The sequence below is a fragment of the Actomonas aquatica genome (genome assembly GCF_019679435.2).
GTDB lineage: Bacteria > Verrucomicrobiota > Verrucomicrobiia > Opitutales > Opitutaceae > Actomonas > Actomonas aquatica.
This window is the reverse complement of sequence record NZ_CP139781.1, coordinates 1,538,938-1,554,583: the sequence shown is the minus strand read 5'-3', so window position 1 is coordinate 1,554,583 and position 15,646 is coordinate 1,538,938. Positions and strand designations below refer to the sequence as shown.

Genomic DNA, 15,646 nt, shown 5'->3' with positions numbered 1-15,646 from the left:
GTGGTCAGGCGTGAGCGGAGGCGGGCAGGGGAGCGAGCGGCAGATAGACGTCGGTCAGTAGCTCGGCGGGCGGGGTGTTGTCCGGGTCGTTGAGGTAGCTTTCGAAGCAGGGTTCGTCGGCCAGCTCACGACCCGAGCGCGGCAGCCATTCCCCCATGAGATGACGGTAGGCGCGGCTCACCTGGTTGTAGGGCCCTTGGTGGGTGAGGACGGCGTAGTCGCCGCCGGCGATGCGGCGAAGGGTGACGCCTGCCGGTGCGACAAAATCGTCGGGCACGCTGATGGCGGCATCGTAGCGGATCTCAGCTGGGGGCGTGTTTTCCGGGTCATCGTAGCTGATCCCGATCAGTTGACTGCCGGGCCCGATGTAACCTTCGGCGCCGAGCAGGGTGCAGATCTTTTCCCAGGCGATGCCGCAGTTTTCGTAGGGACCCACGTGGCGCACACAGGCCACGAGGACGGAGGGGAGGTGTTTGATGGTGACTTTCATGGCAAAGGGCCGCACGGGGCGGGAGCGAAACCCGACCGGGGTGCCGGCGGGGTCATAATGCACTCCGGAATGCGCGCGCAGACGCGGCGGCCGGGCCCGGTCGCCGCGAAAGCGGCTGGGACTCACCGTGAAGGCCCGCCCGAACGCACGGGAGAAGGCCTCGTGGGAGTCATAGCCGGCATCGAGGGCGACATCGAGGATGCCGGGACGAGCGGGCTGGCGCAGTTGCCAGGCGGCGCGTTCGAGACGCAGGCGGCGGACCAGTCCTTGCACGGTCTCACCGAGCATGCCGGTGAAGACGCGATGAAAGTGAAACGGCGAGAGGTGCGCGATGCCGGCGAGGGTCGCCAGCGGGAGCGGTTCATCCAGGTTTTCGTGGATGTGCTCGATGACGCGCAGCAAGCGTCGTTTGTAGTCGTTGAGGGTAACAGGCCGCATGATTGAGTGCGGCTAAAGATTAACAGAGCAGGGCGGCGGGCGCTTGATCGTGCTTGCGCAAGTGCGGGCTCATTTGGCCGGTGCTTGGGCAGGTAGGAGACCGTTGGCGACCGCTTCATCGAGCAGCGCGGAGATGCGCTCCCACATGGCTTGAGACCCCTCGGCGACGTGTTGGTTGCGCGCGACGACCTGGGGTTTGGTGATACCGTGTTTGCGCCAGGAAGCGCCCTCGGTGTTGAGGTTGAGCAGCATCGGTTGGAAGCGATCGCAGGCGGCGGCGAACTTGGCTTCGGCCGTGGCGCGCTCCTCAAACTCGTCCCACAGCGCGCGGAAGTCGGCGGCTTGGTCATCGGGCAACAGACCGAAGAGACGATCGGCGGCGCGAGCTTCGCGCTCGTGTTGGTCGCTCATGCCGACAGTGTCGTAGGCGAAGGTGTCGCCGGCATCGATTTCGACGATGTCGTGCAAGATGAGCATCTTGAGCACGCGCAACACATCGAGGTCGGGGTCGTTGGCGTATTCCGCGAGGGTGATGACCACGAGGCATAGGTGCCAGGAGTGCTCGGCGTCGTTTTCCTGCCGACGGCTGTTGATCACCAGCGTCTGGCGGAAGATCTCTTTGAGTTTGTCGACCTCCACGATGAAGGCGATCTGGCGACCGAGGCGGTCGAGCGAAGCGGACGAGGGTTCCATGGCCCAGCTTGGTCGAACGAGCGGAGGGCGCGCAATGCGAGTCTGATGGGCGCCATCGGATTGCAAAAAGGCCGCTAGGCGGGGTGCAGCTTTTCCTTGCCGGTTTTCATGGCGGCCCCTTCGATCCACCGCGACTGTCTCCATGAAAATCCTCGTAGCCGACAAGATCTCAGCCAAAGGAGTAGCCTATCTGCGTGAGCAGCCGGGCTTCGAAGTCGTGGAGGCCTATGGCTCCTCCCCCGAGCAAGTGCTCGAGCTCGTCAAAGACGTGCACGCCATTGCGGTGCGCTCCGAGACCAAGGTGACGCGGGAGGTCCTCGAGGCCGCCCCGGAACTGAAGGTCGTCGGTCGTGCCGGTGTGGGTGTGGACAACGTCGATGTCGAGGCGGCCACCGAACGTGGTGTCGTCGTGATGAACACGCCCTCGGGCAATACCATCGCGACCGCCGAATTGACCTTCGCCCACATCCTCAGTGGTGCCCGCCCGGTGCCGCAGGCCGCGGCTTCGATGAAGGCCGGTCGCTGGGACCGCAAGGTCTTCGCCGGCGTCGAGCTGTTCCGCAAGACCCTCGGCATCATCGGCATGGGCCGCATCGGTGGCGAAGTCGCCAAGCGCGCGCAGGCCTTCGGCATGCAAGTTGTCGCCTACGATCCCTACCTCGCCCCGAGCCGCGCCAAGGCCATGCAGGTGGAGGCCGTCACCCTCGACGAATTGCTCGAGAAATCGGATTTCATCACGGTGCACATGCCGCTCACCGACGACACCAAATACATGATCGACGAGGCGGCCCTCGCGAAGTGCAAGTCGGGCGTGCGCCTCTACAACTGTGCTCGCGGCGGCATCATCAAGGAGTCCGCGCTCATCGAGGCCCTCAAGTCCGGTCAGGTTGCCGGCGCCGGTCTCGACGTGTTTGAAGAGGAGCCTCTCGCGAACGACAGCGAGCTGCGTTCCTTGTCCAATGTGAATCTCACCCCGCACCTCGGTGCCTCGACCGTCGAAGCCCAGGCCGCCGTCGGTGTGGAAATCGCCGAACAGATCAGCGACGTGCTGAGCAAGGGCATCATCCGCAACGCGGTGAACATGCCCTCAATCGACAGCGCCGCCATCAAGGTGCTCGGCCCGTATCTCGATCTCGGCTCCAAGCTCGGCACGCTCGTGCAACAGATTTCCCCGAATCAGATCAGCAGCCTGCGGATCACCTACTGGGGCAAGATCATCGACCTCGACGCCAACGCCGTCACCCGCTCGATCCAGCGCGGTTACCTCCGCCGCATCTCCGGCGATGAGGTCAACGAGGTTAACGCTCCCTACCTGCTCAAGCGCCTCGGCGTGGAGGTGGAGGTGACCAAGTCGAACTCCGACGTGGACTACACCGAGCTCATCTCGGTCGCCGCCATCGACGGCGAAGGCAAGTCTCACTCCGTGCTGGGCACCCTGATCGGCAAGGCTCAGCAGCCCCGCATCGTCGGCATCAACGGCCGCGAGGTCGAGGTGGCGGCAGAAGGCAAGCTGCTCGTCCTCGAGAATCTCGACCAGCCCGGTATGGTCGGCGAGGTCGGCACCTTGCTCGGTCGCACCGGGGTCAACATCGCCGACATGTCGCTCAGCCGACTCGTGCAGGGCGAGACCGCCTACATGGTGGTGCGCGTCGACAGCGAGCCGGGCGACGAAGCCCGCACCGAACTCAAGGCGCACCCGAAGATCAAGCTGGCCAAGTTCGTGCAGTTGTAACCTCGTTCGACTTAGCCCCGCTGCCGCGCCCGCTCCTCCACCCATGATCACCCCGATCCTCCTCACCGTTGCCTTTGCCTACGTGTTGGGATCGTTGCCGTTTGGTTACTGGGTGGCGAAGCGCAAGGGCGTTAACATCCTCGAGGTCGGCAGCAAAAATCCCGGCGCCACCAACGTAAAACGCGTGCTGGGCAAAGGCCCCGGCAACGTCGTGTTTGCGCTGGATGTCTGCAAGGGGATCTTCGCGACCATCACGCCGTTGATCGTGTTTCCGATCGTGCTCGGCGATTCCGCTCGTTCGGGCACCTTCCTTTATGATCTCGGTGGCGTGGCCGGCGTGGTCGGAGCGGTTCTCGGGCACTCCTTCTCCTGCTTCCTCGGCTTTCGCGGCGGCAAGGGGGTGGCGACGGCTGCCGGTGGTTTGTTGATGCTCATGCCCCTGCCGTGCCTCGTTGCCGCGGTGGCGTGGGTGGTCACCTTCTTTGCGAGCCGGTTTGTTTCTTTGGCGTCCATTGTGGCCGCCGCAATCATAGCGATTACGCCGTGGTTCCTGTCGTTTGGCATGACCCTCAACGTGATGGCGACCCTGCTCGGTTTGCTCGTCATCGTGCGGCATCACGCGAATATCAGCCGTCTCATGGCTGGCACCGAGCATCGTTGGGACCGTAAGTAGTCGGTTCCCTTCCTTCCTACTCATGAGCGATCTCCCTGTCGTTAATATCGGCATCTGCGGCCTCGGCACCGTAGGGCAGGGGGTGTGGAAACACATCACCCGTTCCCGTGCCAAATTTGAATCCCGCCTCGGGGCCAAACTCGTCCTGAAACGAGCCTCGGTGCGCAACCTCGCCAAGAAGCGTAGCGTGCGGGTCAGCAAGTCCCGCATGTCGGACGATCCGATGGCGGTCGCAACCGATCCGTCCATTCAGATCGTCTGTGAGTTGATTGGCGGCACCACTGTGGCGAAGGAGGTCACGCTGGCGGCGCTCAAGCTGGGCAAGACCGTCATTTCGGCCAACAAAGCGCTCGTCTGCGAATGTGGTCCGGAGATCTTCGCGGCGGCACGCGAGAACGGCGGGCATTACTTCTTCGAAGCGTCGGTGGCGGGTGGTATTCCGATCATCAAAGCCCTGCGCGAGGGTCTCGTGGCCAATCGTTTCGGCCGCATCTACGGTATCCTCAACGGCACCTGCAATTACATCATCACGCGCATGGAGCGCGAGGGGCTGTCCTACCCGGTCATCCTCAAAGAGGCCAAGGCCCTCGGTTACGCCGAGGCCGACGAGTCGCTTGACGTCGAAGGCTGGGACACCGCGCACAAGGCTTCGATTCTCGCCTACCTCGCCCACGGCACCTGGGTGCCGACCAAGTCGATGGTGGTGGAGGGCATCACCAAGCTGAGCCAAGCCGACATCCAGTTTGCGGAGGAAAGCGGCTACGCGATCAAGCTGCTCGCGGTCATCACACGCGACCTCGATTCCGACGAACTCGCCGTGAGCGTGGCTCCGACCCTGCTGCCGCGCACCAAGGTGCTGGCCAACGTCAACGAGGTCTACAACGGCATCTCCGTTGCCGGTGACGTGGTCGGCGAGACGGTTTACATCGGTCGCGGCGCGGGCCAGGACGCCACCGCCAGCGCGGTCATTTCCGACATCGTCGATGCCATCGCCCTCCTGCTGCGCGGCAACGCGCCGTTGCCGGAGCCGGTCGAGCACCAGTGCCCGCTCTGCCTGCCGGAACGGATCGAAGGCGAATATTACCTGCGTATGGACGTGAGTGATACGCCCGGCGTGCTCGCGAAGATTTCCAGCGTCACCGCCAAATACAAGGTGAGCATCGCCAGCCTGCAGCAACGCCCGGCCGACAAGAAGGACGCCGCCTCGCTCATCCTGACGACCCACCGCAGTAACGAAAAAGCGATTCGCGCGACCGTGAAACACCTGTCCCGTCTCGCCTGCGTGCTGGGCGAGCCCCTGCTGTTGCGCATCGCCAGCTTCGACGACTGATTCCTTTTCCCCCTCCATCCATGTCACGAATCGTGCAAAAATTTGGCGGCACCTCCGTAGGTGACGTCGAACGAATCAAGAAAGTCGCCGAACGCGTCAAACTCACCGCCGCCCAGGGTAACCAGGTCGTGGTGGTGGTGTCTGCCCGGGCCGGCATTACCAACGAGTTGCTCTCCCGCGCTCGCGCGGTGTGCAAAGACCCGAGTGAGCGCGAGATGGATATGCTGCTGGCCGTGGGCGAGCAGGAGACCATCGCACTCACCGCGATGGCACTGCACGATCAAGGCGTCGACGCCGTGTCCTTCACGGGCGCCATGGCCGGCATCCAGACCGACCGCGCCCACACCAAGGCCCGCATCGTCACCATCGACGCCTCGGCCGTGGAAAAGCAGCTCGAAGCCGGCAAGGTCGTCATCGTGGCCGGTTTCCAGGGCATCAATGAGGAAGGCCACATCACCACGCTCGGTCGCGGTGGTTCCGACCTCAGTGCGATCGCCCTCGCGTCGGCCGTGAAGGCCGACAAGTGCGAGATCTTCACCGACGTCGATGGCGTCTACACCGCCGACCCGCGCATCGTGGGCAAGGCTCAGAAGATCAACGAAATTTCCTATGACGAAATGCTCGAGCTGGCCTCGTCCGGTTCGAAGGTCATGCAACCCCGCTCTGTCGAGTTCGCCGAAAAGCACGGCGTTTTGTTCGAAGTCCGCTCATCCTTTAACTTCAACCGAGGAACCGTAGTGAAAGCAGAAGTCCCCCACATGGAAAAAGTCGTCGTCCGCGGCGTCGCGGTCGATAAGGACCAGGCCAAGATTATCGTGAGCAACATTCTCGATAAGCCCGGTTCCGCCGCGAAAGTGTTCCGCGCCCTGGCCGATGCGAACATCGTCGTGGACATGATCGTGCAGAACGTCGGTCGCAACGGCATCGCGAATCTCACCTTCACCGTGCCGCAGGGCGACACCCTCAAAGCCCAGAAGTCGCTCGAGCCGGTGCTCGACGAAATCGGCGGCGGTCACGTGGCGGTGCACGAAGCCATCGCGAAACTTTCCGTCGTGGGCGTGGGCATGAAGACGCACTCCGGCGTCGCTGCCGACCTGTTCAAGGGTCTGGCCGATGCGTCGATCAACATCGACCTCATCACGACCTCCGAGATCAAGATCTCGGTGGTGATCGAGCTCGATCGCGCCGACGAAGCCGCCCGTATCGTGCACACCATCTTCGGCCTCGACGCCGAGTAGGATCGGATGTTGGGCGTAAGGCCCGACGCACCTTCCAAGTCAAAATTCCGCGCCCGGTGGGTCGGGTTTTACGCCCGACACACTCGGCCCCGAGAACGGTTTAAAGACTCCCATGAACTTCATCTCCACTCGCGGCGAAGCACCGGCGCTTGGTTTTAGTGACGCAGTCGCTACTGGTCTCGCGCCGGACGGCGGTTTGTTTCTGCCCGAAGAGCTGCCGCAGTTCTCCGGCGATGATTTGAAGGCGTTTGCCGGGCTCGATTATCCGGCGCTGTGCACAGCGTTCTTCCGTCGCTTCGCCACGGATATCGACGACGCGACCTTCGCCGCGATCGTCGCCAAATCCTACACGACGTTTTCGCATCCGGAGATCGCGCCGCTGGTCCCGCTCGCCGATAACCTGCAGGTCCTCGAGCTCTTCCACGGACCGACGCTGGCCTTCAAAGACTTTGCCCTGCAATTGCTCGGCAATCTCTACGAACACCAATGCGCGACGCGTCAGCAGACGATCAACGTGCTGGGCGCCACTTCCGGCGACACCGGTGCGGCCGCCATTCACGGCCTGCTCGGCAAACCCGGCACGGCCATCTTCATTCTTTATCCGGATGGCCGCGTCGCGCCGCTCCAAGAGCGGCAGATGACCTGCACGGGGGCGGACAACGTCTTCGCCATGGCGATCGAAGGTTCCTTCGACGACGCGCAGACCGCGCTGAAGGAGATCTTTGCCGATCAGGACTTTCGCCTCTCGCATCGCTTGTCGGCGGTGAACTCCATCAATCTCGCCCGGGTCCTCGCGCAGTGCGTGTATTACCTCTCGGCGTGGTTGCGGCTACCGGCGGACCGCCAGGACAACGTCGAGTTTGTGGTGCCGACCGGCAACTTCGGCAACGTGCTCGCCGGCTGGATGCTGCAAAAAATGGGCGTGCCCATCCGCGGCTTCAAGGTGGCGACCAACCAGAACGATATTCTCTACCGGCTCTTCACCACCGGCGAATACCAGGTCGACCGGGTGGCGCCGAGCCTCGCCCCGTCGATGGACATTCAAGTGGCGTCCAACTTCGAGCGTTTCCTCTATTTCTCCGTCGGGCGTGACGCGGCCCGAGTGCGCGAGATCATGAGCACTTTCAAAGCGACCGGGCAGTATCGCTTCGAGAACTTCGACGCCGACACCTTCTCGGCTTCGCGTTGCAACGATGCCGAGATCCCGAGCATCATCAAATCGGTGTATGATCGCTACGGATACGTTGCCGATCCGCACACGGCCTGCGCCTTTGCGGAACACGATCCGGATCGTCTCAGCGTGGTGCTCTCAACCGCCCACCCGGCAAAGTTCCCCGACACGATCCGTGCGGCCATCGGAGTCGACCCGACGCATCCGTCGCTGGAAGCGCTGAAGGAGCGTCCGATCATCAAACACCCGGTCGCCGCCACCGCCGACGCCATCCGCGGCTTCATCACCGAACGGGCGCTCTGAGGGGCCGCAGGTTCACGTCGCGGCCGGCAGGCAGCGGAGGGCGACGCTGAGCGCGACGCGCGTGGTCGCCGCCACCGGACCCGGCCGGCGGTAGCGCTGCATGCGTTCCCCCGACAAGTTTTGGAGGATGTTGCGAATGTTGCGGGTCGAGAGTCCACCAGCCTCGCCGAACGGACGTGGTTTGTGGCGCACCGGCACTTCCACCATACGGGCGGAGTGATCGACGGCCAGTCGCACGATGATCTCCGTGTCGTAGAACGCGCCACTGTCCCAATCGGGCAGGGCTTTGAGCAGAGCTGTGCGGTAGAGCTTCAGCGCCGAGTTGATGTCGCGCAACGGGATGGGAAAGCAGCTGCGCGCCAGGAAATTGAATACTTCGGAGGCCAAGACTCGGCGAAATCCGTCGGCCCGGCGGGCCCGTCGGCCAGAAACGACATCGGCCTCAGTCAGATGAGGTGTGAGCAGGCGCAAATCATCGACTTCAAACTGGTCGTCACCGTCGGTGTATCCGATCCAGTCATACGCACACCGTCGAGCGGCCCGCTGGAAACTGGCCCCCACTCCCAGGTTCGTGGGGTTTTGCACCGGAACGACGCGGGGGAGGGTGGTCGCAACGCGTTGGATGGTGGCCCAGGTGTCGTCGGGGCTGCAGTCATCGATGGCGATGATTTCGTAGCTCTCGCAAAGCTCGGCGAGCACCCGGTCGAGTGCCCTGAGAACGCTCTCGACGGTCGGCGCGTCGCGATAAAAGAGAGCGACGAAGGAGATGGTCGGGCGCGCCGAGCGACTCACGGTTGGGTCGGGCGGGGAGTGGGCGTGAAGACCCGGTGCAGGGCGCTGATCGAAACGCGCGGATGGCGTCCGCCGGAGACCAAGTGGATGTCGTCGCCAATCGCGCCGGCGATGATGCCGTGGCGAGCCTCGGGCAGGGAGGGGCCGGTGCTCCACGTGTCGGTTTGCGGATCGTAGATTTCCACGGTTTCGAAGCAGGTCCAGACGGCTTCGCCGCCGAAGGTGTAGATGCGGCCATCCAGCACGGCGCTGCCAAAACCACCGCGTGGTGTCGGAATGGGGGCGCGGGATGACCAGGTGCGGGTGGCGATGTCGAAGCGTTCCACTTGGCCCAGGTTGAAGCGCATGTCGTCCTTGCGGCCGGAGAGGGCGTAGAGCGCGCCGTCGACGTATTCCAAACGCATGTGATCGCGCGGCGTCGGCATGGGCGGCATTTCTTCCCACGTGTCGGTCTTCGGGTCGTAGGCGAAGAGCTCGGCCGCGAGTTCGCGGTTTTCGTTGATGCCGCCGACATACCAGAGTTTGCCGTCGCCCCACGTGACGCCTCCCGCACCGCGCGGCGCGGGCATGGATGCAAGTTCGGCCCAAGCGTTGGTTGCCGGATCGTAGCGCCAGAGCCGCTCCATCGGATCCCAGCGGGCGAACATGAAACCACGCAGGCGGATCCCGAGGGGACCGAAGCCTCCGGCGACGTAAACGTAACGCCCATCATTGGTCACGCCGGGGTGGTTGATGAGGTAGGGGAATGGGGCGCGCTCTTCCCACTGGTTGCTGGCTGCGTCGAATGCGAGCAGGTCCTGATAGGTCTGCGCCCAGGCGTTGATGCCACCGAGGACGTAGAAGGTGTTACCCACGCTGGTGCCACCGGCTTCGGTGCGGGCCACCGGCAGATCGGCCGCCCAATCGTAGCGACCGGCGGGTGTATCCACCACACCAGCACGCGGGCCCCACGAACGCATCCACCAAAAGTGGAAGAACACTCCCAACAGAGCACCCACGACAAAGATGGTCAGGATCAACTTCTTGAAACGAGACATGATAATGGCTTCGCAGGATGAAAGCGCGTGGCTGGTTCGAGCCCAAAGGCACGGGTGATGGAGAAAAACCGGGGCGACGCAACGGGTTATCGAGTGTCGTCGATATATTCAATTTGCAGCCGGACCTTGGCCTCCTCGGGGTTGGGATCGACGAGCACGGCCACCCAGCCTTGGTATTCCGCCATCCAGGCATCGAAGGAGATTTCGCCTTCGGCGGGGATTTCCCGTTGGGTGATCATCTCGATGCGCCCACCTCTATACCAAAGCACCCGGACAACGGGTTTGATCTGAGGGTTGGCATCGGGATTTCTCACGCGCACGCGCATCGTGCGAAAATAGTCGTCCAGCCGGATCCACCCCTCTCCCCCGGCGGGAAGATGAAGGGAGTTAAGCTCCATTGTGCCACCGCGCACCACAACCTGCGCACGCTCGGCCCATCCCGGCGGCAGCAGGGCCAAGCGGTCTGCGGATTCCAACGTGGTTTCCGAGCGGTAAGTCCGTCGCAGTTGAGGCGGGGTGGGGGTGTCGACCCGTGAATCGTAAATTTGGGGCATGCGCCAACCGGCGTGGAGTTGCTCGGCATAGTCGTCGGCGACGGTGACGGCGAAGCGAGTGGGCTGGTTGGCCGCGTCCAGATCGTATGACATGGTGGTCTCCGTCTCCCCGGCCGGGAGCCGAACGTCCGCCGACCAGAACGGAGGCAGGTCGGGGCGGCCAGCGTGACTCACGGTGAAACGAGCGGACAAGGGCGACCCGGTCGAACCGCTGGTGCGAGCCAACCGGACCTCGCCGCGAATGAACTTGCTGGGACGAGCAAACTGGAAGGCCCCCGTTCCGCTGGTGATGCCGAGCACGTGTTGCCCCGAGGGGAGACGCAGCGGGCGGACCGGGTGGATCGGGTTGAGGTGGACCAAATTTGGATCCATGCCCGAGCCCAACTGGTTGATCAGTTCGATGCTATCACCGAGGTCACTCAAAGGCAGTGGCGGGGCCGTGGGACGCAGGTCGTAGTATTTCAACCGGCCCCGCAGGATCAGAGGCCCGCGTAGTTTGACATGGGCTTCGAGGTCGCCCGGCCATACCCAGCTGGAGATGCCAAAGACCCGTTCTACGGGGCCTGGCGGAGCGAGCATGGTTTTGAGCTGCGCCATCCGATCCGCCTCGAGGCCCACCCCCGTGAGCAGCAACGGTAGTCCGTGCAAAGAATCGACCGGGTAAATCCGTTCGAGCCACTCCGTGCCGGTCGCGTAAAGATAGGGCGAGCCGGCGTTCGGTGGGTGGCGGGGCAGGTCCAGCACGAGCGTCTCAATATCGTCGGCGAGGTTGGGCGGGAGGCGGGTGCCTGCGAAATAGGCGAATCGTTCGTCGGCGGCATTCAGTTCGCGGAAGGTTGCACGGTCGGCACGATCGGATCCGAACAGGGCGCGTTGGCCGCTCCAGGCAGAGCCCCACATGATCAACCCCGCCAGAACTGCGGGAAGCCAGAGGGAGATGGCGCGTTTGGTCTGCGGCAGGGGGAGAGGCCCAAAGCCGATCCAGAGGGAAAGTAGCAGGGCGAAACCGGCGGACAGGGCCAGATAATTGATCTCCAGGTTGGTGAGCAGCAACGCCATGGTCGCGGTGATCACAAACGCGGCCGCGGTCAGTAGCAGCAAACGATCGAGTCCGGACCGGCCCCGCCACAAGCCCACCACCGTCCAGCCGAGCCAGCCCACCATTAATAGACCGACCGGGCGCAGCACCGCCCCATAGTGGTCGTGCGGGGGGGCGAGGTAGGGGGAGAGTGAGAGAAGCTGCCGGAGCAGGCCTCCGCGACTCTGCGCGGGTGCGATGATGACGTTTCGTAGCCAAGCGTCGAGGTCGGCCCCCGTCCAACTGAGTTCGATCACGAGCGGGAGGGCGGTGCCACACAGCACCAAACCCACGAGGGTGAAGATGCTGCGGGTCATGCTGGCGTGCCCCAGCAGCGCGGCTCGCACGACCCAGGCGCAGGTGCCAGCCAAGGCGACCGCCTGGTAATTGAGTTTATTCAGTCCACCGACCAGGAGGGCGACGATCGTCAGCGCGTGCCAGGCCCAACTTGATCGGTGCCAAACCGGAGCCTGTGCTGCGGTCAGCACGGCAACGGCCAAGGCCAGCGTGCCGATGGCATTATACCAAACGATGGTATGCTGGCCGAGGGTGCCGACCACGAGCACGGCAGCGCCGAGCAGAGCCATGGCAGGGGAAAAGCAACGGCGCAGGATGAATCCCAGTAAGAGCATCATTCCGACGATGGCCGCAGCATTGCCCCAAGTGAGCGCTTGGTAGGTGCCGCCGCCGATGCGCTCGATCACGGCATTGAGCCAAAGCGAACCGGACTGCTGAGCCGACGCGAAGTCGACGTAGGGTCGCTCCCCGGCGGCGATGCGGGCGCTGGCGCGCATCATGAGGCTGTAGTCGAGCGGTTCGCGCAGCAGGCCGTGGTTGCGCCACCAGGGCAGCAGGGCGACGATCGTAAGCAGCAGCGCCGCCACGATGTGGACGCGACGGAAGTTCGAAGAGGCGGACGACGATTCGGGGGGCGGCAAGACGGGGAATGTGAGCGGGCCCGGGGAGCCAGATCAATGCCCGGCAAAATAGAATTTGTCGCGCCCGGTGAAAAGTTGCGGCGCCAGGCTCGCCCTGCGCCGGCACGGAGCCAAGCTGCGCCGCGTGTTTCCATTGTGGGATAAACTTACGCTTCATCGACGCGCTAACGTTACCAGCACCTTGGTCGGGCTGATGCTGGTGGTCTTCATCGCGCAGGTCGCGCTGACTTGGGTTGACCCGGCGATGGCCGAGGCGTGGCTGACGCGTTTGGCGCTCGTGCCCAAGCGGTGGATACAGGAGTGGCAGCGATGGATCGGCTGGGGCCCTGTCTTCAGCGCGGCGTTTCTGCATGGCGGACCGATGCATCTGGCGGGCAACGCCTGGTTTTTGTGGGTGTTTGGCCGCTCGCTGGAGGAGGAGATGGGCGGCTGGCGCTTCCTGCTCGTCTATGCGGTGGGAACGGTGGGCGCGGCGTTGGCGCAGATCGCGGCGGCGCCGGGCAGCGAGATCCCGATGGTCGGGGCGAGTGGGGCGATCTCGGCCGTGATGGGGGCTTACCTGCTGCGGCTGCCGACGCGCTGGATCGTCTCGTTGGTGCCGTGGGTGGTGCCGATCCTGCCGGTGCCGGCGGTGGTGTTTTTGGTGGTGTGGTTTGTCCTACAGCTATCCCAAGGCATGGACACGCTGGGCGCTCAGCCGGCGGGCGGGGTGGCGTGGTGGGCGCATGCCGGCGGTTTTGTGACCGGTGCGTTGGTGGCGTGGGCGCTGCCGTCGGCGAGTGGGCGCAAAAAAAAGACGCCCCGCGGTAAGCGAAAGGCGTCTCGAGCAAAAGGGTGATGAGTGTCGCTCAGCAGTTGCCGGTCTGGCCGTAGTAGGCGCCGGGGCCGTGCTTGCGTTTGAAGTGTTTGTTGAGGAGCTCGGACTCGATGGTGGGCAACTGCGGCGCGAGCTGCAGCGACATGAGGGCCATGTGCGCGATGCATTCAACCGCGACGGCGACCTCGACGGCTTTGGCGACGGTGGGGCCCCAGGTGAAGGGGGCGTGACGGTTGACCAGCACGGCGGGGAAGTCGGCCGGGTCTTTGTCGCCGAAGGCTTCGACGATGACGTTGCCGGTTTCCCACTCGTAGGCGCCGCCGCCGATTTCGTCGGCGGTCATTTTGCGGGTGACGGGGATGTCGCCGTAGAAGTAGTCGGCGTGCGTCGTGCCGAAGATCGGGATGGCACGGCCGGCCTGGGCGAAGGCGGTGGCGTGGGAGCTGTGGGTGTGCACGACGCCGCCGATCGACTCGAAGGCGATGAAGAGACGGCGATGCGTCGGGGTGTCCGAGGATGGCCGCAGTTTGCCTTCGACGATTTCGCCCTCTAGGTCGACGAGCACCATGTCCTCGGGCGTGAGGTCTTCGTAGGCGACGCCGGAGGGTTTGATGGCGAACACGCCCTTGGCGCGATCGATGGCGGAGGCGTTGCCAAAGGTCAGGTTGATGAGACCTTCGCGCGGCAGCGCGAGATTGGCCTCGTAGGCTTCACGTTTGAGTTCGAGGAGCATGGTCGGATTATTAGCCCACGGACTACACGGACGACACGGAAATCACTCCAATCAGGTCCGTGTTTTCCGTGTGGTCCGTGGGCAATATTGGGTCAGGCGCGGAAGCCCTGGTTTAGGTGGTAATAGACCTCGTTGTTGCGGAGGTCTTGTTTGAGTTGGGCGATGCGGGTGTCGGCGTCGATGTGGACGGTTTCGATGCCGGCGATGGTGGCGAAGTCTTCCAACATCTCGCTGGTGACGGTGTAGCTGTAGCCGGTGTGGTGGGCGCCGCCCGCGAGAATCCAGGACTGGCAGGCGGTCTTGAAGTCGGGTTTGCATTCCCAGACGGCGCGCGCGACGGGGAGCTTGGGCAGCTTCGGCGTTTTGACGGCCTTGACCTCGTTGACGATGAGGCGGAAGCGGTTGCCGAGATCGACGAGGCTGGCGTTGAGCGCTTCGCCGGTCGGGGCGTCGAAGACCATGCGGACCGGGTCCTCTTTGCCGCCGATGCCGAGCGGGTGGACTTCGATCTTGGGTTTGCCGGAGGCGATCGACGGGCAGATCTCCAGCATGTGAGCGCCGAGCACCTGGTGGCCCTTGGGCGACATGTGATAGGTGTAGTCCTCCATGAAGGAGGTGCCGCCTTTGAGGCCGTGGCCCATGACCTTCATGGCACGCACGAGCGCGGCGGTTTTCCAGTCGCCTTCGCCACCGAAGCCGTAACCGGCGCCCATGAGGCGTTGCGTGGCCATGCCGGGAAGCTGCTTGAGACCGTGCAGGTCTTCAAAGGTGTCGGTGAAGCCCTTGTAGTCGCCTTCCTCGAGGAACTGGCCCATGCCGAGTTCGAGGCGGGCGGAGTAGCGGAGCTCCTCGTGCCGCTGGCCGCCTTTCTTCAGGGCGGGCACGACGGCGTAGGCCTTTTCGTAATCGGCGCAGAGGGCGTCGATGTCGGCTTTCTTGACCTTGTTGACGACCGCCACGAGGTCACCGACCGCGTGGGTGTTGACGGCAAAACCGAGCTTCATCTCGGCGCTGACCTTGTCACCATCGGTCACCGCGACGAAACGCATGTTGTCGCCGAAGCGGACAAACTTGGCGCCCTGCCAATCGGTCCAGCCGCGCACGGCGCGCATCCAGGCGGCGATGCGATCCTGCACCTCGCTGTCGCTCCAGTGGCCGACGACCACCTTGCGATCGAGCCGCATGCGGGTGTGGATGAACCCGGCCTCGCGGTCGCCGTGAGCGGCCTGATTGAGGTTCATAAAATCCATGTCGATCGTGCCCCACGGCAGGTCGCGATTGAACTGGGTATGGAGGTGGAGGAAGGGCTTCTTCAGCAGGCCGAGTCCGCGTATCCACATTTTGGAGGGCGAGAAGGTGTGCATCCACACGATGAGGCCACCGCAGTTCGGGTTGGCGTTGGCCTCGATGCAGAGATTGGTGATCTCGTCGGGCGTGGTGAGCAGCGCCTTGAAGACCACCTTGAGCGGCAGCTGTTTGGCGGCGTCGAGTTTGGCGGCAATGGTCGCGGCGTTGGCGGCGACTTCTTTGAGCGGGCCCGGACCGTAAAGGTGCTGGGAGCCGCAAACGAACCAGATCTCGGGGGAGGGAAGGAGCTTCATGGGGGGAGAAAGATAGTGATGGGAAAGA

The 15,646-nt window shown here is 63.8% G+C and carries 13 protein-coding genes; 6 read left to right on the top strand and 7 right to left on the bottom strand.

Annotated features, from left to right (window positions below):
* Positions 1 to 4: 4 nt before the first annotated feature.
* Together K1X11_RS05940 and K1X11_RS05935 are read right to left on the bottom strand one after the other, a co-directional pair.
* Positions 5 to 928, bottom strand: a complete 924-nt coding sequence (locus tag K1X11_RS05940; protein WP_221030818.1) for an AraC family transcriptional regulator — start codon at positions 926 to 928, stop codon at positions 5 to 7.
* A 69-nt stretch (positions 929 to 997) separates the two neighbouring features.
* Positions 998 to 1,621 (bottom strand): HD domain-containing protein, encoded by a 624-nt coding sequence (locus K1X11_RS05935; protein WP_221030817.1) that lies wholly within the window; start codon positions 1,619 to 1,621, stop codon positions 998 to 1,000.
* A gap of 142 nt (positions 1,622 to 1,763) precedes the next feature.
* Here K1X11_RS05935 and serA point away from each other — a divergent pair, with 142 nt between their 5' ends.
* The 5 genes from serA to thrC all read left to right on the top strand — a co-directional run bounded on the left by serA (position 1,764) and on the right by thrC (position 8,068).
* Positions 1,764 to 3,353, top strand: a complete 1,590-nt coding sequence (serA, locus tag K1X11_RS05930; protein WP_221030816.1) for a phosphoglycerate dehydrogenase — start codon at positions 1,764 to 1,766, stop codon at positions 3,351 to 3,353.
* Positions 3,354 to 3,396: 43 nt separating this feature from the next.
* Positions 3,397 to 4,026 carry a glycerol-3-phosphate 1-O-acyltransferase PlsY gene (gene plsY, locus K1X11_RS05925; RefSeq protein WP_221030815.1) on the top strand — a complete coding sequence of 210 codons (630 nt, stop codon included), beginning with the start codon at positions 3,397 to 3,399 and terminating at the stop codon, positions 4,024 to 4,026.
* Between the two features lie 22 nt (positions 4,027 to 4,048).
* Entirely contained in the window at positions 4,049 to 5,356 is a 1,308-nt protein-coding gene (locus K1X11_RS05920) for a homoserine dehydrogenase (RefSeq protein ID WP_221030814.1), read from the top strand.
* A gap of 20 nt (positions 5,357 to 5,376) precedes the next feature.
* Positions 5,377 to 6,594: an aspartate kinase gene (locus K1X11_RS05915; protein ID WP_221030813.1), complete on the top strand. Its 1,218-nt coding sequence runs from the start codon at positions 5,377 to 5,379 to the stop codon at positions 6,592 to 6,594.
* 112 nt (positions 6,595 to 6,706) lie between these two features.
* Positions 6,707 to 8,068 carry a threonine synthase gene (gene thrC, locus K1X11_RS05910; protein WP_221030812.1) on the top strand — a complete coding sequence of 454 codons (1,362 nt, stop codon included), beginning with the start codon at positions 6,707 to 6,709 and terminating at the stop codon, positions 8,066 to 8,068.
* 12 nt (positions 8,069 to 8,080) lie between these two features.
* Here thrC and K1X11_RS05905 read toward each other — a convergent pair whose 3' ends face one another.
* The 3 genes from K1X11_RS05905 to K1X11_RS05895 all read right to left on the bottom strand — a co-directional run bounded on the left by K1X11_RS05905 (position 8,081) and on the right by K1X11_RS05895 (position 12,467).
* The gene (locus K1X11_RS05905) at positions 8,081 to 8,860 is read right to left on the bottom strand and encodes a glycosyltransferase family 2 protein (protein WP_221030811.1); all 780 of its coding nucleotides are present in this window, start codon (positions 8,858 to 8,860) and stop codon (positions 8,081 to 8,083) included.
* Positions 8,857 to 9,897, bottom strand: a complete 1,041-nt coding sequence (locus K1X11_RS05900; protein ID WP_221030810.1) for a Kelch repeat-containing protein — start codon at positions 9,895 to 9,897, stop codon at positions 8,857 to 8,859. The genes K1X11_RS05905 and K1X11_RS05900 overlap by 4 nt, the downstream gene beginning before the upstream one ends.
* A gap of 86 nt (positions 9,898 to 9,983) precedes the next feature.
* On the bottom strand, positions 9,984 to 12,467 hold the full coding sequence (locus K1X11_RS05895; protein ID WP_221030809.1) for a hypothetical protein: 2,484 nt from the start codon (positions 12,465 to 12,467) through the stop codon (positions 9,984 to 9,986).
* Between the two features lie 181 nt (positions 12,468 to 12,648).
* Between K1X11_RS05895 and K1X11_RS05890 the strand changes: the two genes are divergently transcribed.
* A complete protein-coding gene (locus tag K1X11_RS05890; RefSeq protein WP_324726119.1) occupies positions 12,649 to 13,305 on the top strand; it encodes a rhomboid family intramembrane serine protease in 657 nt (218 codons plus the stop codon).
* A 10-nt stretch (positions 13,306 to 13,315) separates the two neighbouring features.
* Here the strand turns inward: K1X11_RS05890 and araD are convergent, their stop codons facing one another.
* Positions 13,316 to 14,017, bottom strand: coding sequence for an L-ribulose-5-phosphate 4-epimerase AraD (gene araD, locus K1X11_RS05885; protein WP_221030807.1), 702 nt, complete (start codon positions 14,015 to 14,017; stop codon positions 13,316 to 13,318).
* Between the two features lie 92 nt (positions 14,018 to 14,109).
* The gene (gene araA, locus K1X11_RS05880; protein WP_221030806.1) at positions 14,110 to 15,618 is read right to left on the bottom strand and encodes an L-arabinose isomerase; all 1,509 of its coding nucleotides are present in this window, start codon (positions 15,616 to 15,618) and stop codon (positions 14,110 to 14,112) included.
* Positions 15,619 to 15,646: the final 28 nt, after the last annotated feature.